This window comes from Mycobacterium colombiense, from assembly GCF_003284935.1.
GTDB classification, from domain to species: Bacteria; Actinomycetota; Actinomycetes; order Mycobacteriales; family Mycobacteriaceae; genus Mycobacterium; species Mycobacterium arosiense_A.
The window spans coordinates 1-21,645 of the sequence record NZ_QMEV01000075.1 but is presented as its reverse complement, the minus strand read 5'-3'; the positions used below and the strand labels follow the sequence as shown (position 1 = coordinate 21,645).

Below are 21,645 nucleotides of genomic sequence, written 5' to 3'. Positions count from 1 at the left end.
AAACACCCGCCCAGATACTCGACGAGATACTCTCAAACCCACCAACTGTTGCATCCACCGCTTGAATCCGCCCGGCGTGTCTTCGCAACGGTTTAAGTGTCGCGGCGCCTGCGAGGGGAACCACCCGGCGCGAGGGGGAACGCCGCGGCGCCTGGGAGGGGAACGCGCCGGAACGCGGCGCCTGGGAGACGACGCGCGCTATTCGCCCGCCGGCACCAGCCGCAGGCAGACCGAGTTGATGCAGTAACGCTGGTCGGTCGGCGTCGGGTAGCCCTCGCCGGCGAACACGTGGCCGAGGTGGCTGTGGCAGTTGGCGCACAGCACCTCGGTGCGCGTGGTGCCCATCGAATGGTCGGGCCGCAGAATCACGGCCTCGGACTTCGCCGGGTCGAAGAACGACGGCCAGCCACAGTGTGACTCGAATTTCTCTGTGCTGCGGAACAATTCGGCGCCGCAGGCCCGGCACTGGTACACGCCTTCGGTTTTGGTGTCGGTGTATTCACCGGTGAAGGGCCGCTCGGTGCCCGCCTGGCGCAACACATGAAACTCTTCCGGGGAAAGTTTCTTGCGCCATTCGTCATCGGTCAGCTGCACCTTGGGCGGCGACACGTCGGGAGAGGTCATTCCTCCACGCTAGCTCGGATGGCGCCGACCCGCCGCTTCCGGCTCCCCCGCGGTCGCGGCCTCGCGCTCCTCCGCCAGCCACGCCGGATCGATGCCCTCGTCCAGCCGGTTCTCTTCCCTGGCGTCCAGGTACCGGTAGAGCAGCACGGTGAAGGCGACAATCAGCAGCAGCGACCAACCGTAGGTGATCTTGAGGTAATGCAGTGCGCGGCCGTATCGCATGGCCCGGTAGATCAGCCAGTCGTCCAGCGTCATGAATCCGTAGATCCCCAGCCAGGCCGGCCAATTGCGGATCAGCGAGTTGCGCAGCACCACCGTCATCAAGAAGGGGAACAACATCATCGAGTAGTAGCCCTGGGCCAGCGGGAGCACCAGCCAGGAACACAGCAGCAGCACGCCCGAGGAGTTGGTGAACCAGAACAGCGGGTCGCGGGTGCGGTAGTAGCGGTACAGCAGCCACAGCGCGCCGATCGTGAGCAGCACGAACAGGATTCGCATGAACACGATCAGCCAGGTGGGCAGGCCGAAGTAGACGCCGTTGCCCTCGATGGAGCTGTTGAAGTAGTCCCGGGTGCCCCCGATGTACGGCAGCGTCTTGGTGACGAAGTCCATCGGGTCGCTCACCAACGGCCACGCGACCACGTTGACGACGACGGGGACCGCGATGGCCGGCACCAGCGTCCGCCACTGCCGGTTCAGCAGGGGCAGCAACAGCAGCGGGCCCAGCACCGGTTTGAGTGTGAGCGTCAGGCCTATCGCGAGGCCGGCCCACCACTGCCGGCTGATCCGCCCGTCCAGCAGCCAGCGCAGGAACAGCATCTCGGCCAGCAGGACGCAGCCGTTGATGTTGGTGAACACCAGCGTGCTGGTCACGCTTTCGGTGCAGAACATCGCCAGCAGCAGGGCGGGCGCGGCCACCGAGGACAGCGTGAACTTGAACATCCTCAGCAGCAGGTACCAGGCGATCAGGATCGCGACGGTGTTGATCGCGATGAACAGAAACCGCGACGGCGTGAACGGCAGGTACCCGAACGGGGCCATCAGCAGCGTGCCGCCCGGCGGGTACAGGTAGTGCGGGTCGACGTAGTCGAAGTGCTCGTTGTAGATGTCCCAGCCGTGCCGGAAGTTGAGGACCGCGCGGTACACCGGTTTGAAGTCGTCGGTGATGTTGCCGTTCAGGGTGAGGATGATGCTGCGGTGCAGCACCGAGAAGATGGCGATCGGCCACAACGCCATCCGCAGCACGGTCGCGACGCTCGAGGCGCCGGTGCGGGGACCAAAGGCGGCCAGGGTCCGGTCACGCAGGGTCGATTCAGCTGCCGTCACCAGCGCACCGTACACCGGCGCCCTCGCGCGCCGGAAAGCAGCGTCAGGCTGGGCAGTAGGTGTCGGTGTTGGGCAATTTGCCGCTGTTGAGGTAGCCGATCAGCGGCGGCACGGCACATCCGGAAAAGATGCTGGCGCCGTGCCCGATGCCCTGCCACATCACCCGCTTGCTGGCGGCGTTGGCGTTGATGATGCTGGCCGCGGTCGCCGCGACGCCGTCGGTCCCGACGATCGGGTCGTTCTGCACACCGAGCAGCAGCACGTCGACCTTGAGGGTCTTCGGTGTGGGCGGCGGCGAGCCGGTGGGCCAGTGCACGCACTTGACCATGTTGAGCGCGGCGACGGTGCCGAACTCGGGATAGAGCTTGCCCCAGGCGACGACGAGTTCGCGCACCCGGTCCGGGGTGGGACGGTTGACCGCGTCGCTGCACACGTTGACGAACTGGCCGTCGGAGTCCTGGACGGCGTTGGCGTGGTTGATCAGGCTGTTCAGCGCGTTGGTGTCGCCGGAGCGCGCGCCCGCCAGCGCGTTGGCCAGGTTGGTGGTGGCGTTGACGCGCCCGCCGGCGGGATAACCGAGCGCGACGGTGATGGCGTTGGCCACCTGCGCCACCGACGCGCCGCCGGGACCGTGACCGGCGCGGGCGTCGGCCAGCAGGGCGCTGACGGCGCCCTTGGGGTCCGCGCCCAGCGCGCAGTTCACCGCGATGCACTGCGCGGCGAACGCGTCGAGCGCGGCCTGCTGTCCCTTGACCTGTTGCTCGGCGGCGGCTTCGGCGTTGGTGCCCAACGCAACCGGCGAGTCGAGGATCAGCCGGGCCACCTTGTCCGGCCGGGATCCGGCGTAGGCCAGCGCCACCTGCGCGCCGTTGCCGATACCCACCAGCGCCAGGGCGGGCACGTCCCACAGGCTGCGCAGCCGCTCGATGTCCGAGGCGGCGTGCGCGTCGTCATAGGAGGATGCGTTCGGCCCGATGCCGACGGCGTCGCCGCAGTTGGTGGTGGCGGTGTTGGAGACCTCGGACAGGTTGGCCACCGGGTCGTCGCCGGCCTGGAATTGCGACTGGTCGCGCATCTGTTGGCGATCGAGTTTGTCCCGGCAGTCGATGGGGCTCGACATGCCGATGCCGCGGCGGTCGACGGAGACGACGGGGTGGCTGGCCAGCACGTCGGCGCCCGACCGCGACAGCCACACCGGCAATTGGGTCGAGGACGGCAGATCCGAGCCGGTGGTGAAGACGAGCGGGCCGGCGTCCTGCGGTGTCTGGTTGGAGCGGGCGCGCACCACGCCGATGCTCAGGGAGCCGCCCCCGCCGTTGACCGGGTCCAGGTCGGCGTCGTAGTTCGCGCAGTCCAGCTGCACACCGGGGGCGGCGGGAACCGCCGCGTCGGCGAACACCCGCGAGGTGCAGTCGTGCCACGCCAGGTCGTTCTTGGGTGCCGCGATCGGCGGCGGGCCGCTGGGCGGCGGCTTGGAGGTCGCCGCGCCCTGCGGTCGCGCACCGGAATTGGTGGCGAACCGCGGGTCGGCGGCCAGGCCCGGGACGCAGCCGGCCAGCAACGCGGTCACCGCAACCAGGATCGTGGCGCACGTGTACGGCCGACTCATGCCGACCACAGTAGCTAGGCCTTGACGTAGCGGGTGTAAAGGTAGCCGGCGTCGTCGGTGAGGACGTGGGCACACCGCATCCGGGTGAGCAGTTGCCCGGAGCCGGACGCGATGCGTGGTGCGTGGCCGCCGACGAGGCAGGGCGCGATCGTCAGGCACAGCTCGTCGAGCAGGTCGCGCCGGATCAGCGAGTCCAGCAGCGTCGGGCCGCCCTCGGTGAGGATGCGGCGCATGCCGCGCGCGCCGAGGGCCGCCAGCAGGGCGGCCTCGTCCACCTTCTCGGGATCGCGGCCCGAACACTCGAGCACCTCGCACAGCCCGCTGAGCGCCCGGCGCGTCTGCTCGGCCGCCGCGGCGCAGGTCAGCACCAGCGGCTGCACCTCGGTGCGGGTGAACACCGCCATGTCCCGGTTGAGGTGGCCCGAGCCGGTCACGATCGCCAGCTGCGGGACTTCGCTCTGCCCGCGTGCCTGCCGGTGCTGGCGCTGGGTGACGCTGAGCTGCGCGCCGGAGTACCCCTCGATCCGCACGGTGCCGGCGCCGACCACGATGACGTCGGCGAGTTCACGCAGCAGGTTGAAGATGAGTCGGTCGCCCGCGCCGCCCATCGCGCCGCTGCTGCCACCGGTGGTGGCCCCGCCGTCGACGCTGGTGATGAAGTTCGCCCGCACCCACGTCCGGTCGTGTTCGGGATAGCCGTAGACCCGGGGGAGGTCGCCGTCGTCGAGTTCGCGCACCGATCCGAGCAGCGACAGCGCGGCGCCAGAGTCGGGCATGGGTCTGATTGCAGCACGCCGCTACAGTGCGTGCATGCACGGGTCCACCTCCGCGGGCGCCGCGGGCGGCGTGGCTCACCTGGTGGATCGGCACCCGACGGTTTCGCCGGAGCGGCTGATCGCCCAATTGCGGCCGCCCCCGACATTCGCCGACGTGAGCTTCGCGACGTATCAGCCCGATCCGGCGGAGCCGACGCAGGCCGCCGCGGTGGTGGCGTGTCGCGACTTCTGCCGGCAGGCGGTCGAGCGCCGCGCCGGGCGCCGAAAGCTGTTGGGGCGACGAGAAATTCTGCCCGGCGTCGGGCTGTACCTGGACGGCGGGTTCGGCGTGGGCAAGACGCACCTGCTGGCGTCGGCCTACTATGCGCTGCCCGGTGACGGGCCGGGCGCGTCCCCGGATGGCCCGGCTCCCAAGGCGTTTGCCACCTTCGGGGAGCTGACCCAGCTGGCGGGGGTGTTCGGCTTCGTGGAGTGCATCGAGCTGCTGGCCGACTACACGGCGGTGTGTATCGACGAATTCGAACTCGACGATCCGGGCAACACCACGCTGATCTCGCGGCTGCTCTCGTCGCTGGTCGAGCGTGGGGTGTCGGTGGCGGCCACCTCCAACACGCTGCCCGAGCAGCTGGGTGAGGGCCGCTTCGCCGCCCAGGATTTCCTACGCGAAATCAACACGCTGGCAAGCATTTTCACGACGGTGCGGATCGAGGGGCCCGACTACCGGCACCGCGGTCTGCCGCCGGCGCCCCAGCCGCTGTCCGACGACGAGGTGGCCGCGCGCGCCGCGCGGGTCGACGGCGCGACGCTCGACGACTTCGATGCGTTGTGTGCGCACCTGGCGACCATGCACCCGTCGCGCTACCTGACGCTGATCGAGGGCGTGAGTGCGGTGTTCGTCACCGGGGTGCACGGCCTCGACGACCAGAACGTCGCGCTGAGGCTGGTGTCGCTCACCGATAGGCTGTATGACGCGGGCATTCCCGTGGTGGCCTCGGGGGCCAAGCTGGACACCATCTTCAGCGAGGAGATGCTGGCCGGGGGATACCGAAAGAAGTATCTGCGGGCCACATCCCGGCTCTTGGCGTTGACCGCGGCGGCTAACCCAGCTCGTGGGTCATGACGTAGTCGTGCTCGACGCCGTCCCCCAGCTGGAACGTCCGCGTGCCGTTGATCGTGAATCCGCTCTTGAGGTAAAAGCGTTGCGCGCGTTCGTTTGCCCGGTTCACGCCCAGCCACACCCGGCGAACGCCCCATCCGGTCGCGGCGGCCAGCGCGCGTTGCATCAGGGCCGACGCGGCCCCGCTGGAGTGGCGGTCGGCCACCACATACATCTTGGACAGCTCGGCGGTGTCGTCGGAGCCGCGAATCAGCATGGCGTAACCGACGATTCGGCCGTCCTGGCGCGCCGTGACAATCGCGCGATCAGGATCGCCCAGGTACTCGGCGAAGCGGTCCGCCGACAGGTTGGCCTCGACGAACGCGGCGATGTTCTCCGCGGTCACCGAGGGCGGACACGCCAACGGAAAGGTAAGGGCCGCAACGGCGGCCAGCTCTGGGGCGTCACCGGAATTCGCCGGCGCGATCTGGAACGTCGGGGTCAGAGGTTCCACTGCGCGAGGTGATAGCCCGTCTTCTTGTCCAGCAGCACGACCGTGGAGACCGGATCGCGGTAGGCGTCCCAGTACACGCCGCCGCGCACGATCGCCCCGTTGGGGGCGTTGACGAGCACGTTGTCCAGCGCGTCGGGCGCATCGGAGGCCCGCGGCTTGTAGGCGTCGGCATTGGGGGTCACGCCGTTGAAATCCATCACGGTCGCCATGACGTACGGATTGGGCACCCGGATCGCGCGGATGGTCACGTCGGCGCGGTCGACGGTGCTGCCCGGGAAACCTCTGAACGTGCCTTCACGCGTGTACCCGAATCCGGGCGGCGGGTCGCAGGGCGCCACTCCGCTCACGGTGACGTCGGCAATGAAGGTGCCGTTGTCCACCCGCAGCGTGTCACCGATGTGGCCGATCGGCGCATCGCCGGCCCATGCGCGCGGAACCGGAACCGCGGCGACATCGACGGCGGTGACGCCGGCGACGGCGATCAGAAAGGCGGATGCGACCATCAGCCAGCGGTGCATCTTCGCCATGTCGTGCCTCCTTGGCGCCGTTGCAGGGGACCCTCGCATGATCGCACACGCGGTCATTCCGAAGGGAGGGGTCGGGCGCACCGCTCAGCCGCCGGCGGCGGCGTCCTTGCCACCGGCCAGGGATTGCAGCGCCTTGATCAGATCCGCCTCCACGCGGTCCTTGTCGACGCCGCAGCGATGCAGCGGCCCGTCACCGGCTTCCAGCTCCAGCAGCGCCAGCAGCTGGTGTTCGGTGCCGACGTAGTTGTGGCCCAGCCGAAGCGCCTCGCGCACGGTCAACTCGAGCGCCTTGCGCGCCGGCCCGCTGAACGGAATGAGCTGCGGCGGTTCGGCATTCACGGGCAGCGCGGCGATCGCCTCCCTGGCGGCCGCGCGCAGCGCCTCGGTGTCGACGTCCTGCAGGTGCAGCAGCACCGTCGCCAGCGCGGCCGCGTCGCCGAGCACACCGAGCAGCAGGTGATCCGGGGTGATCTCGCTGTTGCCGGCGTCGTGGGCGGCGTTCTGGGCCGCCACCACCGCGCCCCGCGCCCGCGGGGTGAAGCGCGCGAACCCCTGGTCGAGGTCGAGGGTGGCGGTCTCGGCGCGCGGGACGAAACGCTTCTGGGCGGCCTGCTTGGTGACGCCCATGCTCTTGCCGATGTCGGTCCAGGACGCGCCGGAGCGGCGGGCCTGGTCGACGAAGTGGCCGATCAGGTGGTCGGCGATCTCGCCCAGGTGTTCGGCGGCCAGGACGGCGTCGGCCAGTTGATCCAGCACGTCGGGGCGGGTCGTCTTGATGGCGTTGATCAGCTCGTCGAGGCGGATCGGGTAGGAGATGCGAACGGGGTCGGACATGCCGTCAACGGTAGGTTGACGCAAGCTTAGTGTCAACCGTGGGTTGACGATGCAGGCCACGAGCGTGCGGGCCATTGACCGCTCTGGGAGAATTCTTCAGTCATGAAGCCACTGCTCCCGCTGTGCGGGCTGGCCGTCGCGATCGGCCTCGCCGTGCCGGCCCACGCCGACAGCACCGACGACGCGTTCATCGCGTCGCTGCAGGCGGCCGGCATCACCTTTTCCGACCCGGGCAAGGCCGTGGGCGCGGGCAGGTGGGTGTGCGACACGGTCGGCCAGGGCACGCCCATGCCCGACGTCGTCAAGACGCTGCTGTCCAAGAACTCCGGGTTGCACGAGGACAAGGCCAACCAGTTCGCGGCCATCGCCGCCACCACGTACTGCCCCAGCGCCGTCGCGACGAGCACACCCAACGCCTCGTAGCGCTCGAGATGCCAATCACCCGCGGGTTTGCGACAATCACTGCGTTATGCGATTTCTCCTGGGGCTGACGAGCCTCGCCACCATGCTCTTGCTGGCCGTGCCGGCGCATGCGGACATCGACAACGATCAGGACTTCCTCAAGGACCTGCGCGACGCCGGCCTCACCTACCAGGACGGCGGCAACGCCATCACCATCGGCAAGTCGGTGTGCGACATGCTCGACGACGGCCAGTCCGACGCGAAGATCGTGACCGATCTGCGCAACCAGAACCCGGGCTTCCAGGGCGCCGCCGCGGCCAAGTTCACCTATCTCGCGGCCGCGCACTACTGCCCGAAGTACATCACCGGCGAGGACCGCGGTCCGAAGCCGGAAGGTGCCGTCGGCAACTGAGCCCTTTCCGGGCGCCATCGGCCGCCGCCTACGTCTACATCGCGCGGGCTTCGATGACGTTGAAGCGCGATGCCGTGTCGACCACCCGCATCAGCCGGAAACCGGCTTGTTCGAGGATGCGGCGGTACTCGTCGGCGGTGCGTTCCCGGCCCTGGTTTACCAGCAGCATCTCCATGTCCGTCAGCTTCGCGGCGGAGTCACTGTCGTCGTCGGGAATGACCGTCTCGATGAGCAGCAACGTCGCGCCGGTGGCCGCGGCCGAGTGCACGTTGCGCAGTATCTGAAGCGACGGGTCGTCGTCCCAGTCGTGGATGATGTGCTTGAGGATATAGGCGTCGCCCCCGGCCGGCACGCCATCGAAGAATGAACCTTCGGCGAGCCGAACCCGTTCTGCCACACCGGATTCCCGCAGCAGTGCGGGCGCACCGGCGATCACCTCGGGCAAGTCGTAGAGCACTCCGTGCGCCTCGGGTGCCGAGCTTAGGATCGCTGCCAGCAGCCGTCCATGGCCGCCGGCGACGTCGACGATGGTACGAAACGGGGTGAAGTCGTACGCGTCGATGACGGGACCGATGGTCGCCCCCGACATGCTCGTCATCGCGTCGTTGAAGATCTGCGCGAACTCCGGCTCGTCACCGAGGTAGTCGAAAAACTCCTTGCCGCGCAAGGCTGGAACCGCCGCATCGCCCGATTTAATGGTCGCGGTGAGCATGCTCCAATGCTCGCGGTGCTGGCGCGCGCCCACGAAGCGGGCCAGCGCCGCCATCGAGACCGCGCCATCCGAGCGCAGCAAATCGGCCATCGGATTGAGTTGGTAACGCCCGTCATTGCGGTGGACGAAAATGCCCTTACCGATCAAGACCCGCAACAACCGGCGTAGCGCATCGGGATCGGCCCCGACCTTGGTGGCTAGCTCGTCGATCGTGAGCGGCCCGCCGTGCAGCGCGTCGGCGACGCCCAAGTCAGCGGCCGCGGTGATCGCCTGCGACATCCAGGCGGCGAGTATCAGCTCCTGCATGGCCTCCGCGTCGGCGGGTGTTGGTTGGCTGGTTGGCGCGTCAAAAGTCGTCACGATCCGCCTTTGAAGTCGATGGCAACGGGAAATGCACGATGAATCGCACGCTTTGGTGAACGAGTTGTCACACCGCGCGGTTCATTGCGCTTCGCTCAGGCGGCGCGCGCCGTCCACGTGAAGCTCTGCATCTCCGGGATCCGCGGCGTCAGCGCCGCGGCGACGCTGCGGCCGATGTCATCGGAGGCCGCCAGCGGGGTGTCGGCGTTCAAAAACCCTTCCACCTCGACGCGCAGCGTCCGACCGGTCCACCTGGCCCGGGCGTGCGCATGCGTCACGCCGGGGACCGATGTGGCGACGGCCTCGGCGGTGGTGATGATGTCGGGATCCACGCCGTCGAGCAGGCGATGGGCGATGTCGGCGGTCACCTCCCAGCCGACGTGGCAGATGAACCCGGTGACCACGATGCCCGCGACGGCGTCGGCCCAGCCCCAGCCCAGCGCGACGCCGACCAGCCCGAGCACCGCGCCGCCCGACGACAGCGCGTCCAGCCACGAATGCTTGGCATCGGCCACCATGGTCGCCGACCGAATTCGCCTGCCCACCACCAGTTTGTACCGGGCGACCAACTGATTGCCCACCACGCCCACCACGGCCGCGCCGATGCCCCAGCCGACGTGACCGGTGCCGCCATGGCGGAGCAACTTGGTGACGCTCTCGAAACCGGCGACCACGGCGCTGCCCCAAATCACCAGGGCCACACCGACACCGGCGAGATCCTCGGCGCGTTCGTAGCCGTACGGGTACCGCTCGGTGGGGAGCTTGCGCGACGCGCGAAAGCCGATGAACACCAGGACGCTGGTGGAGACGTCCGACAGGTTGTGCAGCGCGTCGCCCAGCAACGCCACCGAGCCCGACACCAGCGCGATGACCAATTCCACCAGGCCGGTCAGCGCCAGCCCGACGGCGCTGACGGCGATGGCGCGGTTCGCTTGCCGGCGTTCACCCGCGTCGTCCGCCGCGGTGTCGAGGGGAAAGCTGGCCGCCGGGTCGCGCACTCCGTTGATCACATGCATACCGCCAGCATGCCGCACTCGGCGGCGCCGCCCAAGTTCGTTACGGGCGGACGCGCTCGTACACGGTCACCCGGTCGCGTTGGCCCCACCACAGCACCGGCTGGCGGGCGTCGATTTCGGTCCACTGCGTTTCCAGGATCTGATGCATGTGGTCATCACCGGTGGCCCCGCCGCGGCCATCGCCAACGTAGATGAGTCGGTTTCCCTTGTAGGACAGTAGTATTCGCGCGCCGACGTCCTGGTCATGCGGCGGCCAGGAAAGGAACAATGTTCGGTCGGGATGCAGGGCGGCCGCCTCGGCGCAATCCTTCGCGACGATGTCGGCGTGCGTGTCCTCGCCGTGCCAGCCATTGGTGAGCAGGTCGGTGCCCGGATTCAGGTCGTAGCAGACCACATCGATGCCCAGCTGGGTCAGCAGGTAGGCCCAATAACCGGTGCCCGCGATGGGATCGACCAGCCCGCCCTCGCCGTGGCCGGCCACGAACTCCACCGTCTCGGGGTCGGGAACGGTCCAGCAGTAGCGGCGCACGAGCAATTGCCGGTTCGGCGAGCGGGCCATGTTTTCTTCGACCGTGCGGTCCAGGCTGAAATACCCGACCACCGGGTTGCCGCCGACGTTGTCGGTCTCAACGCAGTCCTTGACGGCGTCCCAGTAGGGATTGTCGATCGTCACTGCCGGTGGCCCCGCCTGCTCGCAGGGGACCTCTTACTTGCCTTGCTCGGGGTTGGACGTGCCATCGCGCCAGGGCCGGGGCGCTTTCGGCAGAATCATGAACGCCACGGGCAGGCGCACCAACGCGTCGCGGGCGGCGACCTCGACGAACACGATTTCCATCTCCAGGCGGTTCAGCGGCCGCGTTTCCATCATGAAACGCGTCCGCAAATAGCGGGGCGTCCTGAGCCACTCGACCAAATTCATGCCCGCGACTCTACCCCTTTAGCGGAAATTCTTGGTCCGCACTGTATTTCACGACGGACAATGTCGGCGCGGCCGAAAATCGCGACGTCAGCTCATGCCGATGCGAATGAGACGGGTTCTGTCGGCGTGACGCGTCTCCGCGTGCGGCGATGGCCCGATTATTCAGCCGTTCGTAATGCCCTTTTTCCCGGGTGTGCCTATTCTTCGTCTCCATGCCGCTATGGGTCGACGGCATCGTGAACGCCCCGACGCCGCCCTCACCGGGGCGGGGCGCCTGATCTGTGACGACATCGGGTGGGGTTGGACCTATGAGCAGATCTCGCAGAGCATCCACCAAATCCTGGATCCGAGAAACGTCACGTTCGGAGACGTCGGATCCATGGTGAGCCTTGCGCATTCGACGTACTGCCCCCTGCGGCGGCGCTGGACCGATCACTGCTGAGCGGCGAAACCCCTTGTGCTGCCGTAGTTGTGCTCACATGAGCGGCGGCGGCGGCAGTAGTATGGTGATCGAAGGGTCGATTTTGTCTTTGTATTGCGGGCAGTAGGTGGCTACCGAAAGGCCGACGAAGTAGCCGGCTTGTCTCGGCGACAGGAAGCTGTCCCTCGCCAGCACAAACGCCAGCACCGGGGCGTACGGATTCACCTCGAGGCGGGTGCACACGGTATGAGCCGTCGCAATCGCATTATCGTTGTCGGGCAGGGTGATTCCGCCGTTGGCGAGGCCCGCGAGGAAGGCATCGTCGGTGTCATCCGCCGATGCCGGCGCCGCGAACGCCAGGGCGACGGTGGACAGGAGAATCGCGCAGACCGTCGGCCACTTCCCAGCCTTCGTCGCAGTCATGGTCTCCTCTCTGTGCGCGGGCCCGTCGGCATGCGGTCAAGGACGACTTCAATGAACGATAGTCGAAATCGCGGTGTACTTGTCGCGGCGACGCCGGCGGCGGCCTAGGGATGTAAGGACGAGCAGTGGGTGGCCTTGATGTGCCCGTTGGGTGAGCCCAGCTTGGCCAGCGCGTCGGCGGTGGACGCGGTGGCGTCGGGCCCCGAGCCGCCCTGGAACCGGCCGGAAAGGCGGTCGAACGCCACCGACGCGCAGCCGTTGCGGGTGCCGGCCACCACCTCGCAGGCGTCGCCGGCCTCGGCGGTGCAGTGCGCGAGCGCGACCTGGTTCGCCTGGTCCTGACTGTTCCCGGTGCCCCAGCCGGCGGCTCGCCCGCTGCCCACGGACACGGCGAGGGCGACGAACTCGTCGTCGGCCCGGGCCATCGGCGCAGGCAGCGCGGCGATCGCACAACCGACCGCTGCGACGAGGGCAGTGACTGGGCGCATCGGCGCGCTCCTTCGCATGCTATGAATTGCCTTCGGGGTCTTCAGCCAGGTAGGTGACGTCGTACCACCGCTTGGCTGGGCCGGCGCTATCCATCTCGGCTGCGGTCGCACGCTCGAGGCGAACGTCGGTCAGGTGCGGATTGTCCACGCGGATAAAGTCTTCGAGCTCGGCATGCAGTGCGTCGCCGTTTAGGCCGGTATCGGCGAGCGCCCTGCCGGTGTACCTCGTCCAACTCACGCCTCACATTGTGCTCCGGCCACGGCGCCGGAAGGCAATTTGACACCGGGGTATATTGCAACCCGCCGCTGTGCCGCGCGAAATTTTCGGGTCAGCTGGTCCGCGAATGTGCTTCAAGGCCGGGACACTCGGTCGTGAGGGAGGGCGATGAATCGCCAAAGTGTCTGCAGCACCAGCACTTCACCGGTGGGTCGCGTGTGCCCCTGAAACGTGTCGACGAATTGCAGCCCGGCGACAGGATCCGCATGAAGGTGGGGCACGCCACCGTCCTTGCCACCGAGCCGCTTGACGACGACCGCACCCTGCTGACCTTCACCTATGGGACGAAGGGGGCCGCCGACAACGCCCTGACCGTGGATGTCCTGGACGAAGACGAGTGGGGTTGGTAAAGCACGGACCGCAGGACCCGCTTCGCCGGAATTCGGGGTATCCATTAGCACCTTGTCGGCGGCGGCTCGGCATATGACGATGGGATGGGTACGGACCCGCAGGAGGAACGATGGCTCCATACCGTCTGAAAAGCGTCGTCGGTTTATCCGCGGTGCCGTTCGCAATTTCCGCGGCGCTTACCCCGGCCGCGTTCGCCGATAATCCGTCCTGGAATGGCCAGTACGCGATCACGTTCATGGTTGGCCCCAAAGCGGGGACCAGCATGGCGGTCGGCGACCCGGAGACGCAGCACACCGAGACCTACGGCTTGCGCTCGAGCTGCACCAACGGCAAGTGCGTCGCCACGATCATCAGCGGCCCGCCGCCCACCAACCCGACGGTGCCGCAGCCGGTGCAGTTCACCTGGGACGGAAAGTCGTGGTCGCAGACCAACGATTTCCAGTGGGACTGCATGATGCCCGACACCTCGATTCAGTGGAATCCGGCCCGAGCCGAGGTGCACTACACGCCCCAACCCGACGGATCGCTGGCCGGCGTCATGCACACTGACATCCTGAGCGGCGCGTGCCAAGGGACCATCGACATGGATATGTCGGCCGTGCGCGTGGGCGGCTAGCCACCACGGTCTCATGCGGCGGTGGCGACGACCCGGCCCAGTCGTCATCGGTGACTAGTCACGCGCTCGGAACCTGTTGTGCGGCAACAAGTTTGAGGTCTCGGGAAGTGGCGGTTGCGGCTCCGCTCAGGTGTGCACCTTCCAGCCCGCTAATGGGGTCGGGGCTGCCGGCGCATCGGGATCGTTGAACTCGATGTACACGTCGCCCTGCTTGACGGTGCTGTCGTAGGCGATGAATCCGTGGGCGGTTTGGCCGTTGGTGACGCTGCCCGCGCGCAGCGGCGGCGTCTTGTTGATCTGCAGATAGTTGACGAGCGATGAGCCGCCCTCGACATCGCGGTTCGGGTCCTGCCGCCACGGCGAAGAGGCGGCGGTTATGAAGGCCGGGCTGTAGTCGAACGGCGCGTTGGACTTGCCTTCGATGGTGAGCTCGATGACGTTGCAGCCCCCGCCGCCGGAGCAGCCCGACGAGATCCAGGTGGCGTTGTTGAGTGTGACGTCGGCGGTAGCGGTGCTGTACTCCGTGACGTGGATGCTGGTGCCGGACTTTCCCGTCGGGAAAGGCGACTGCTGGGGTGTCGGGTCGGCGGCACCGTGGGGCGCAGTGACACACGCCGTCAGCGCCAGCGTCGCCGCGAGTGCACTCATGCGAGCAGGTCTGATCACCGCCAGAAGATAGCGCATTCGCGGATTTCACCGCGAGTGCGCAATGACGGGCGCCCGGCTTGCCGAATGCGAGACAATGAAAGACCTTGGCGCGTCACAATTCACAACGCGATTGCGCTAGTGCGGCGAATTGGCCAGATAACACCGGACTCGGGTGGCGGCGTCCTCCGGCTTGACTCCCATAGTGATCAACCTCTGAACCACTTGGTCCGAGGGAATACCGGAGATGATGTCGTTATCGATGACATGGAGGCTGGGAAACCAGTTCTCTGCGGCTACCCCCGGTGGTGGAGGCTTCGCGTCGCCCCCGACGCACTGAATGTAACCGGGGACGCCGGTGTCAGCGTGGGCCGGCGGAGCCCCCATCGACACAGCAATGGCGATGCCGACCGTGGCAGCGGCGTAGATCAGACGCATGCTGGCATTATTGCGTGTTCGCAGTGTTTGACAAGCACGAATTCGGGGTCGTCATCTCGAATACGGATCTCGAAGCTGCGTACCGGCCCGGCTGGTGGGTGCCAGCGGGGGGCGACTCCGCCCGATTTTCCTTCTCGCGGGCCGCCGTCGCCCCTAGACTGCATGAGAATGAGCGCCTATCAGACCGTGGTGGTCGGCACCGATGGCTCGGACTCCTCGCTGCGAGCGGTGGCACGCGCGGCCGCGATCGCCGCGGATCACGGCGCGAAACTGGTCGTTGCGACGGCGCACCTTCCCGTTTCCGAGGAACGCGGCCGCTACGCCATCCCGCCGGGCAGCGACCACGGTCAGGACTACCGGACGGTGGGCGAGGCGCCCTACTACGCGATCCTGCGGGACGCCAGGGAGCGGGCGCACCAAGCGGGGGCCAAGGACGTGGAGGAGAAGTCGCTCGTCGGCGCCCCCATCAACGTGCTGGTGCAGCTGGCCGAGGAGGTCAATGCGGACCTGCTGGTGGTGGGCAACGTCGGACTCAACAGCGTCGCCGGGCGGCTACTGGGATCGGTCCCGGCCGCCGTGTCCCGCAGGGCCAAGACCGACGTGCTGATCGTCCACACCAGCGACTGAGGCCTGCCGGCGCCGGCCCGTCGTCGGGTTGGCCGGGCACGTGCACAGCGTCATCCGTGGGCGGCGTCTGCTGCAGCGATCAACGCCCTACCGAGTTTGCGGGCTTCGGCCGGCGCGATGACCGGGGGTAGTGGACTACTTCACTTGTGCCGTCGGCCGAAGGTGCGCCAGATGTGGCGTCGGACGGCAGCTATGAATGCGGTCGAGATGATCGGGCCTACAAGGGGACTGACACCTCAATGCTCGGAGGCCGCCCTGGGGTGTCCCGCGATCGACTCTTCAGACGGACCCAACGCGAGCCTGATCGTGGGCTCTATTGCTTGTGCGCGCGGCGCTTGCGGACCCAGGCCCGGTAGGCGTTGTAGCCCATCAACGCGGCGAGACCTCCAGTACTGATCAGGCCCAGCGTCGTGCCGTGGTTGCAGACATTCAGCACGAACAGGCCCAAGGACAGCAAAGACATGACTGCGTAGAGCGCGGGGCCGTACGGGGGATTGGCGTTCATGCGCGGGAGGTGGTGCGGTCGTCTGCTCGACGCTCAAGCCAGTTCACCATGATCACGAAGGCCACCCACAACGCTGCGTAGCCGATGGTGCAGATCGGCACAAGCGCCCACCAGGGATGGCTGCCAATGATCAGCCACGCGGCCCCTTTGCCCGCATCCTCAACCAAGCCGGACACGATGATCGCGACGAATAAGGCGATGTAGACGTGGTGGCGCTGCGTGGGCACTTTCCCGGCGGCACGTCTGGACAGATACCAGAGCACCACGCCCGCCACAATCACGGCCGACGCGATGAACCCGACGGTCATCCACGCCGGGACAGACTTGCTGCCAGGAGGGGTGGCCGAATCGAAGAGGACATCGACGGTGACCGCCCACACGACGTATAGGGGTAGGTAGAGCAGGATCCGCTTAGCGTTGACCATGGCCTAAGCCAAGCAGGTACGTCTTCGCTGCACTCCGAATGCGCCTGGATACGCCGAAATCGGTGAGAGTCTTACGGGGTCCAACCATTAGCGAGGTAAGAGACCAAGGTGGCGCCCATGACCACACGTCGAAAGGCCGCAGCCTTGGCTGCAACGGGTTTGATCGCTGGGTCAGCCTGTAGCACCCAATTACACGCCGATCCGGCTTTCCCCGATCTGTCCAGTTACGCGCGAGCCGACTCGTCGGACTACGCGGTCGCAATTCCCAACCTGCATCCACACGACCCAACGAACGCCATCTATTTCCTCACCCCGGACGGGATCCCATGCAACTTCCACACCGACAGCGTCGAATGCATCGGATACATCCCGGGCGTCGCAGACAACGACAAGAGCCCCTACACGTCGATATCGACAGCCAGCGACATCAAAGCCGCCGGTTCCACTCCCTACAGCAACGGAGCCGTCCAGGGGCAGCCCATCAAAACGCTGCCCGCGCTCCGGTCACTGGCCGTTGGCGGAAACCTCTGTGGGGTGGACAGCGCAGGAAGCACCGCCTGCAAGGACTTTCAAGGCCGAGGGTTCGTCATCTCAGCACAAGGAACGCGTTGGCTGCCGCACGTATGAGCCAACCTCGCTGCTATGCACCGCGATTCATCATGCGCTCGGGTGACAGCACCTCGCCCACGCAGCCCTTGAGGCAGAGGGCCCGCTGCGCGATCGCTGGGAGCGGAGCCCCGTCCTGGGCGTAGTCCCGCTTCATGTAGACCGCGACGGGGCCGCCGCACAGCTCGCAGTAGTCCTCGTCTACCCAGTACTCCAACACGACGTGCTCCTAGCTCAGGTAGGTACACCTAGCAGGTTAGGGCAGGGTGCCCGCACCGCCGGGTATTTCGCGGGCGGGTCACCTGGGCCAGGGTATGCGTGCACGCAGCCCGAGCGCTGGGTCCATGTACGCAGGTGGTTGCTTAGGAACTGAGGCGCACCAATTCCTGCAGAAGGATGCATGCCGTCGCTACCTTGACGGGAGCGGTCGCCGTGCGTACGCCTTCGGTGGTTAAAGTTACCGGGCTGAGGGCCGCCGAATTCTGATCGCCGCCTACCGGTTGACGACTAAGCACCGGAAACACTGTGGCCGAACGTGTTTACGTGATCGAGAGCAGTGCGAAAAACCCGCAGGTGGGTACCAGAGGCAATGCGATGAGCAGAAGCGCAATTGCCACGAGACGCACCCCTAGCGGGCCGCGCGCCAAAGCGGCAAGGGCCGTAGCCGTTCCGGGCACTGCACATAGGAACGCGAATGCTCCGATAGCCGCGGTGTGCGCCGAGTGCGTGCCAGATTCGAGGTCTCCGGCAACAGTGGAATCAGTGAGCAGCGACCACGTGCTCAATGAAGCGACCAGCAGCAGCACGGCTGAGGTCACGCAAAGGACAGACCCATTGAATCTGCGACGCTTGGTGCGTTCACTCATCGGATACGTAGCGGATGTGCTCGTCGTCATATTCGGGACGTTCTCCCGTAAAGCTTTTGGGGTCCTGCAGGGGACGAGGTGAGGCCGGCCCCGTGATGGAAGTCCATTCCGGGTCCGTATACAGGTCAATTCGGCGGTTCCGGATGCAGCGGCAAAACCCGTAAAGAAGATGATGAAAAGAGCCATAAAGGCCACCATCGCGATCAATCCGAGAATCGCGGTAATCATGCTGGGCACGCCGATTGTAGTGCTTGGCCGGCTTGTTGGCTCTGTGCAGAGTAGTCGGTATAGGCGCGCTGGAAATTCTGACTTGCTGAACTGTTATCCGACCCGTTCTGCGATTGCGCCGGAATCGTCTGACGCCACACGTCGAGCATCTGGTGGTCGAGATTAACTACAGCGTGGGCCTTTTCGCGTAGAGCGGGGTCATGAATCTGGTCAGCGTACTGACGCAGGCGGGTTTCACGGGTTTGGTATTCATCCACTAGCTTCTGCGGGTCATCGATGCTGTTCGGGATGAGATCACGCATTCGCGCGTTCTCGGATATCGAGTACTTGATCATGTCGTTGACGATCACGCAATCTGATGGTGGAGATGGCTTGAGGTACAGCCACACCGCTGCTCCGACAGCGACCAGCACCCCCACCGTAGCGGCCGCCACCGCGACGACAGAGCGCCTAGTAGCCACGGGTCATCACCGGCGGTGTTGGGACGCCCGTGGACGCCCACCAGCCGTTCTTAAGATCGATGGCGCCCCCGTCGAGAGTGTTTAGTTGGATGGTGGCTTCCGGGTCGGCCATGCCGGCTTTTTCCGCCCGGCCGGCTTACCAAAACTGGGCCGCCTATCGCCCGGTCAACTCGGTTGTGACGTCGTACCACGTGCCGTCGTGCCGGTGGTCGCCCATGTTGCGGCACTCGCCGGATAGTTCGACAGAACCGGCTTTGAGTGTGCCGCCGCTCTTACCGATGGACGCCATGACGCCGTCCTTGTGGATTACGGCGCCAAATGAGGTTCGGCCTTGCGGCGCACCGGCTGACCAGCCGTGGGCCACCATTGTCTTTGCGATCCGATCGAAGTAGGCGCCTTGGTCGACGCCTGGGGGCGGGTCGAATGATACGTCGACTCGGCCGCGGAAGGGAGGGTCGCCCTGGTCGTTGCATGATTCCCATCCGAAGACGGCTGAGACATTTTGCAGGGCCGCTGTTGTCACGATCTGTTTCGCCGGGTCGATAACTTGGGCCCTGGTTTGGTCGTCGGACAGCGGCTGCTCAGGGTGGTTGGGGTCGTGGCTAGACGGTTGCATTGGCGAACATCCTCCCAATAGCAGAGCGGTAGCCAGGGCTGCCAGCCGCATCGTCGATCGCAGGAAGCGACTTTTACTAGAAGCCATGGTCTTTGGTGACAGAGCTGGAAGGTCGATCCCATTCGGGGTCGAAGGTAACAGGCGATTGAATTTCGACATGTGGTAACGGGATGTTTCCAAAGGGTGTGTGTACCTCGGTAGGAGTGGATATCTTCGGTTCGTCTCGGAGCGGCGCCAGCATGTGTTGGCCCGCAAGGTCATTACCGTGGCCCGTGGCGATTTCGGTCATGTTGTGTAGCGCTTCACCACCCATGTCGTAGTAGTGCGAATGATCGTCGAACCAGGGCACGGCGTTTTGGGATCCGGCGACCTCGGCCTGGAAGCGCACTGCCCCGAAACCCGCATGCGCAGGATCAGTTCCCAGCCCGGCCAACGGCCCCAAAGGTCTGCCCAGGACGTCGTTGATCGCATTTGGTGCCGTACTGCCCGATTCACCGATCCAGCTGATTGCGTCGGTTGAGGCCGCCCCCACATAGACATGGCCTCCGTTGAGATGAAAGTCGGCGGCGCTCTTCGCCACATCGGTTCCCGGGCAGCCGATGAGAACGGCGTCGTTGGCGTGCATGCCGCTGTTGGCGAATGCGTCGGCCACGGTTGTTGATCCATAGGAGTGGCCAATGACGGTGACATGCGACGGGATCGAGCCATCATGGGTTACCGCCAGGCTGTTGACGTCGGCCGCCAACAGCGCACCGCCCTGACGTGCCATCCACGGTGTGCCGACTTGCTGCAGCTTCGTCGGGTCGACGGCGGCCGATTCTGGGTGCTGGAAATCGAATTCGGGGGCGCTATAGCCCATCCATGCCAGTACTGCGGTGGGGTTGTTAGGGTCGGCCTTGGCCGACTGCGTGTAGAGGTTGATGGCGTCGTTGTGCCCGTCGTAAAGCCAGCCGCCTTTGACGCTGCTGTTGGTGCCCGGCACGATTACGGCTGTGTTCTGTGCCTTGTCGGGATTGCCGATCGCGATCGCAGCGCGGCCTTTGCCGCCGAAAGCCGTTGGGTCATAAGCCCACAGCGAGACGGGCCGCGGGTTCTTGGGATCGCCCCTGTCGTGTTCGAGGCCCTGGTTGGTCTTCACCGCATTCTGATAGCGGCTGATGTCGGTCGGAGACAGTCCGTATTTTCCGGGGTTGGCCAAAATATCGTCGTTGCGGCCGTTGAGCACGTCATCGCGAAGCGTCTGCGATGACAACCCGTACCGCTGTGCAAGACCTTCAACCCTGCTGAGGTCGTCGTTCATCACCGCTGCGTTGACTTGTCCGCGCACGTCGGCCTGAATGCCGTCGAGGTTGCCCAGCGCCGGAGGATGGTCGGCAATCAGTTGCTTTTGTTGTTCAGGCGAGAGCGTGTTCCACCAGCGCTTGACGTCCTCAGCGCTCGCGCCCGGCGGCGGCAGTCCGACCCCCTGTTGGGGAGATTCCGGCGCATCCACGCCCTGCAGAATTGACGGGTCATATCCATCGGTGCGCAGCGTGGTCATTGCGTTCTGCAACATGTCGGAGTAGCCGCTGCGTGTCGTCTGCAGCTGGCTCAACGCGGCCTTCGTGTCGCGAATGGCGTCGTCTTCGAGTGAGTTGATGTAGGCGTGGAGTGCGTCTCTGTCGGCGGCGCTGAGTTCGGGATGGTCGTTTTCCATCTGGACGGCCTCGGCGATCATGTCGTCGAGGCCCTTCAGCTGCGCTTCCAGCGTGGCTATCTGGCCGGCGGCGGCTCGTTGCGCTTCGGCCAACGCGGCGGCGATATTTTCCAGATCGGCACCGATCTTCGGTAATTGCTCGGACTGCGCGCCCAGCGACTGAGCAGTGCGTTGCACTTCGGCGGAGTCGTTGATCGGGTGATCGCCATTCTGATGATTCCACGCCGCCTCGAAACGGCGCCGAGCATCCTCGAATGTCGCGTTGGCCTCCGCGGTGGAGCGGCCGGCCGCATGAAACGCTTTCGCTAGGTTGGAAATCTCGAGCGGGCTGCCAGCTTGCAAGCTTCGATTGATCGCCCACGGGTTACCGCCGGCGAAGGCGATCAACGCCGGGATGCTTATGTACCTGAGCTGTATCACGCCGCGAGCTGTCCGCGGCTGATGCTCCGCGTTCGATCAGCGTCAACAGACATCGCCACCCCTTCTGAGCTGGTGTAACCCTACTACTGTGACGCCGTCAATTCACTAGCAAAGGCCGGCGTCGAACACCGAACGGCCGCAGACGTTGGTCATCCGGGCGGTGTCTGATCGGCTTTGGTCGAGATTGTCCGCGGATGAGATGGCCGAGCTGGCGAGCCTGCGCGCGGCTGCACGGATTTAGCCCGAGCTGGGCTGCTTTCGTTTCAGCTTTGTGCCGCATTCCTCGCAGTCGAATCTCAATTGATTCACCGGTACCACCTGCACGTGCTCGCAGTGGTGACACCGCACTTTCGTGGACTTCGCCGGTGCTGGTTTCTTCGGCTGCGCGACTGGCGCGCTGGTGTCGAAG

The 21,645-nt window shown here is 66.0% G+C and carries 30 protein-coding genes; 8 read left to right on the top strand and 22 right to left on the bottom strand.

What is annotated here, in order from left to right:
* Positions 1-198: 198 nt before the first annotated feature.
* From msrB to DQP57_RS22865, 4 genes are read right to left on the bottom strand one after another with little or no spacing between them, the layout of a single operon-like run.
* The gene (gene msrB, locus DQP57_RS22880; protein ID WP_112634914.1) at positions 199-624 is read right to left on the bottom strand and encodes a peptide-methionine (R)-S-oxide reductase MsrB; all 426 of its coding nucleotides are present in this window, start codon (positions 622-624) and stop codon (positions 199-201) included.
* Positions 625-633: 9 nt separating this feature from the next.
* Complete coding sequence (gene aftC, locus DQP57_RS22875; protein ID WP_112634913.1) at positions 634-1,965, bottom strand: arabinofuranan 3-O-arabinosyltransferase; 1,332 nt, start codon at positions 1,963-1,965, stop codon at positions 634-636.
* Positions 1,966-1,993: 28 nt separating this feature from the next.
* Complete coding sequence (locus DQP57_RS22870; protein WP_112634912.1) at positions 1,994-3,559, bottom strand: alpha/beta hydrolase; 1,566 nt, start codon at positions 3,557-3,559, stop codon at positions 1,994-1,996.
* 14 nt (positions 3,560-3,573) lie between these two features.
* Positions 3,574-4,335 carry a pyrimidine reductase family protein gene (locus DQP57_RS22865; protein WP_112634911.1) on the bottom strand — a complete coding sequence of 254 codons (762 nt, stop codon included), beginning with the start codon at positions 4,333-4,335 and terminating at the stop codon, positions 3,574-3,576.
* On the opposite strand from DQP57_RS22865, the gene zapE reads away from it, so the two are divergent.
* Positions 4,334-5,455, top strand: a complete 1,122-nt coding sequence (gene zapE, locus DQP57_RS22860; RefSeq protein WP_112634910.1) for a cell division protein ZapE — start codon at positions 4,334-4,336, stop codon at positions 5,453-5,455. The two genes, DQP57_RS22865 and zapE, sit on opposite strands and share 2 nt — an antisense overlap.
* Here the strand turns inward: zapE and DQP57_RS22855 are convergent.
* The 3 genes from DQP57_RS22855 to DQP57_RS22845 form a co-directional block, all read right to left on the bottom strand.
* On the bottom strand, positions 5,433-5,945 hold the full coding sequence (locus DQP57_RS22855; RefSeq protein WP_112634909.1) for a GNAT family N-acetyltransferase: 513 nt from the start codon (positions 5,943-5,945) through the stop codon (positions 5,433-5,435). The genes zapE and DQP57_RS22855 overlap by 23 nt on opposite strands.
* On the bottom strand, positions 5,933-6,463 hold the full coding sequence (locus tag DQP57_RS22850; RefSeq protein WP_165821880.1) for a DUF1942 domain-containing protein: 531 nt from the start codon (positions 6,461-6,463) through the stop codon (positions 5,933-5,935). Before DQP57_RS22850 ends, DQP57_RS22855 begins: the two co-directional genes overlap by 13 nt.
* Positions 6,464-6,556: 93 nt before the next feature.
* Positions 6,557-7,306 carry a Clp protease N-terminal domain-containing protein gene (locus DQP57_RS22845; RefSeq protein ID WP_112634907.1) on the bottom strand — a complete coding sequence of 250 codons (750 nt, stop codon included), beginning with the start codon at positions 7,304-7,306 and terminating at the stop codon, positions 6,557-6,559.
* Between the two features lie 102 nt (positions 7,307-7,408).
* On the opposite strand from DQP57_RS22845, the gene DQP57_RS22840 reads away from it, so the two are divergent.
* Together DQP57_RS22840 and DQP57_RS22835 are read left to right on the top strand one after the other, a co-directional pair.
* Positions 7,409-7,729, top strand: coding sequence for a DUF732 domain-containing protein (locus DQP57_RS22840; RefSeq protein WP_112634906.1), 321 nt, complete (start codon positions 7,409-7,411; stop codon positions 7,727-7,729).
* 46 nt (positions 7,730-7,775) lie between these two features.
* Complete coding sequence (locus DQP57_RS22835; protein WP_112634905.1) at positions 7,776-8,120, top strand: DUF732 domain-containing protein; 345 nt, start codon at positions 7,776-7,778, stop codon at positions 8,118-8,120.
* Between the two features lie 34 nt (positions 8,121-8,154).
* On the opposite strand, the gene DQP57_RS22830 is transcribed toward DQP57_RS22835, so the two are convergent.
* From DQP57_RS22830 to DQP57_RS22815, 4 genes are all read right to left on the bottom strand, one after another.
* Positions 8,155-9,192: an acetylserotonin O-methyltransferase gene (locus DQP57_RS22830; RefSeq protein WP_240631856.1), complete on the bottom strand. Its 1,038-nt coding sequence runs from the start codon at positions 9,190-9,192 to the stop codon at positions 8,155-8,157.
* Between the two features lie 95 nt (positions 9,193-9,287).
* Positions 9,288-10,208 (bottom strand): cation diffusion facilitator family transporter, encoded by a 921-nt coding sequence (locus DQP57_RS22825; RefSeq protein ID WP_112634903.1) that lies wholly within the window; start codon positions 10,206-10,208, stop codon positions 9,288-9,290.
* A 40-nt stretch (positions 10,209-10,248) separates the two neighbouring features.
* Positions 10,249-10,881, bottom strand: coding sequence for a hypothetical protein (locus DQP57_RS22820; RefSeq protein ID WP_112634902.1), 633 nt, complete (start codon positions 10,879-10,881; stop codon positions 10,249-10,251).
* A 33-nt stretch (positions 10,882-10,914) separates the two neighbouring features.
* Complete coding sequence (locus DQP57_RS22815; RefSeq protein WP_112634901.1) at positions 10,915-11,127, bottom strand: hypothetical protein; 213 nt, start codon at positions 11,125-11,127, stop codon at positions 10,915-10,917.
* Between the two features lie 220 nt (positions 11,128-11,347).
* Here DQP57_RS22815 and DQP57_RS22810 point away from each other — a divergent pair, with 220 nt between their 5' ends.
* A complete protein-coding gene (locus tag DQP57_RS22810) occupies positions 11,348-11,569 on the top strand; it encodes a DUF732 domain-containing protein (protein ID WP_240631855.1) in 222 nt (73 codons plus the stop codon).
* Positions 11,570-11,602: 33 nt separating this feature from the next.
* Here the strand turns inward: DQP57_RS22810 and DQP57_RS22805 are convergent, their stop codons facing one another.
* The 3 genes from DQP57_RS22805 to DQP57_RS22795 all read right to left on the bottom strand — a co-directional run bounded on the left by DQP57_RS22805 (position 11,603) and on the right by DQP57_RS22795 (position 12,697).
* Entirely contained in the window at positions 11,603-11,971 is a 369-nt protein-coding gene (locus DQP57_RS22805) for a DUF732 domain-containing protein (RefSeq protein WP_112634900.1), read from the bottom strand.
* A gap of 104 nt (positions 11,972-12,075) precedes the next feature.
* On the bottom strand, positions 12,076-12,459 hold the full coding sequence (locus DQP57_RS22800; RefSeq protein WP_112634899.1) for a DUF4189 domain-containing protein: 384 nt from the start codon (positions 12,457-12,459) through the stop codon (positions 12,076-12,078).
* A gap of 19 nt (positions 12,460-12,478) precedes the next feature.
* The gene (locus DQP57_RS22795) at positions 12,479-12,697 is read right to left on the bottom strand and encodes a hypothetical protein (RefSeq protein WP_112634898.1); all 219 of its coding nucleotides are present in this window, start codon (positions 12,695-12,697) and stop codon (positions 12,479-12,481) included.
* Between the two features lie 197 nt (positions 12,698-12,894).
* Between DQP57_RS22795 and DQP57_RS22790 the strand changes: the two genes are divergently transcribed.
* Together DQP57_RS22790 and DQP57_RS22785 are read left to right on the top strand one after the other, a co-directional pair.
* Entirely contained in the window at positions 12,895-13,086 is a 192-nt protein-coding gene (locus DQP57_RS22790; RefSeq protein ID WP_112634897.1) for a hypothetical protein, read from the top strand.
* Between the two features lie 110 nt (positions 13,087-13,196).
* On the top strand, positions 13,197-13,703 hold the full coding sequence (locus tag DQP57_RS22785) for a hypothetical protein (protein ID WP_112634896.1): 507 nt from the start codon (positions 13,197-13,199) through the stop codon (positions 13,701-13,703).
* A gap of 126 nt (positions 13,704-13,829) precedes the next feature.
* Here DQP57_RS22785 and DQP57_RS22780 read toward each other — a convergent pair whose 3' ends face one another.
* Both DQP57_RS22780 and DQP57_RS22775 read right to left on the bottom strand, forming a co-directional pair.
* Positions 13,830-14,351: a hypothetical protein gene (locus tag DQP57_RS22780; RefSeq protein WP_112634895.1), complete on the bottom strand. Its 522-nt coding sequence runs from the start codon at positions 14,349-14,351 to the stop codon at positions 13,830-13,832.
* 135 nt (positions 14,352-14,486) lie between these two features.
* Positions 14,487-14,786, bottom strand: coding sequence for a hypothetical protein (locus DQP57_RS22775; RefSeq protein WP_112634894.1), 300 nt, complete (start codon positions 14,784-14,786; stop codon positions 14,487-14,489).
* Between the two features lie 168 nt (positions 14,787-14,954).
* Between DQP57_RS22775 and DQP57_RS22770 the strand changes: the two genes are divergently transcribed.
* Entirely contained in the window at positions 14,955-15,413 is a 459-nt protein-coding gene (locus DQP57_RS22770) for a universal stress protein (RefSeq protein ID WP_112634893.1), read from the top strand.
* 313 nt (positions 15,414-15,726) lie between these two features.
* On the opposite strand, the gene DQP57_RS22765 is transcribed toward DQP57_RS22770, so the two are convergent.
* Both DQP57_RS22765 and DQP57_RS22760 read right to left on the bottom strand, forming a co-directional pair.
* Positions 15,727-15,918, bottom strand: a complete 192-nt coding sequence (locus tag DQP57_RS22765) for a hypothetical protein (RefSeq protein ID WP_112634892.1) — start codon at positions 15,916-15,918, stop codon at positions 15,727-15,729.
* Positions 15,915-16,343, bottom strand: coding sequence for a hypothetical protein (locus DQP57_RS22760; protein WP_112634891.1), 429 nt, complete (start codon positions 16,341-16,343; stop codon positions 15,915-15,917). Before DQP57_RS22760 ends, DQP57_RS22765 begins: the two co-directional genes overlap by 4 nt.
* 117 nt (positions 16,344-16,460) lie before the next feature.
* Between DQP57_RS22760 and DQP57_RS22755 the strand changes: the two genes are divergently transcribed.
* Positions 16,461-16,970: a hypothetical protein gene (locus DQP57_RS22755; RefSeq protein WP_133259297.1), complete on the top strand. Its 510-nt coding sequence runs from the start codon at positions 16,461-16,463 to the stop codon at positions 16,968-16,970.
* 13 nt (positions 16,971-16,983) lie between these two features.
* Here the strand turns inward: DQP57_RS22755 and DQP57_RS22750 are convergent, their stop codons facing one another.
* The 4 genes from DQP57_RS22750 to DQP57_RS22735 form a co-directional block, all read right to left on the bottom strand.
* On the bottom strand, positions 16,984-17,169 hold the full coding sequence (locus tag DQP57_RS22750) for a hypothetical protein (RefSeq protein ID WP_112634889.1): 186 nt from the start codon (positions 17,167-17,169) through the stop codon (positions 16,984-16,986).
* A gap of 870 nt (positions 17,170-18,039) precedes the next feature.
* On the bottom strand, positions 18,040-18,393 hold the full coding sequence (locus DQP57_RS22745) for a hypothetical protein (protein WP_240631854.1): 354 nt from the start codon (positions 18,391-18,393) through the stop codon (positions 18,040-18,042).
* Positions 18,394-18,658: 265 nt separating this feature from the next.
* Positions 18,659-18,793, bottom strand: a complete 135-nt coding sequence (locus DQP57_RS27490; protein ID WP_276310856.1) for a hypothetical protein — start codon at positions 18,791-18,793, stop codon at positions 18,659-18,661.
* 403 nt (positions 18,794-19,196) lie between these two features.
* Entirely contained in the window at positions 19,197-21,233 is a 2,037-nt protein-coding gene (locus DQP57_RS22735; RefSeq protein WP_112634915.1) for an alpha/beta hydrolase, read from the bottom strand.
* Positions 21,234-21,645: the final 412 nt, after the last annotated feature.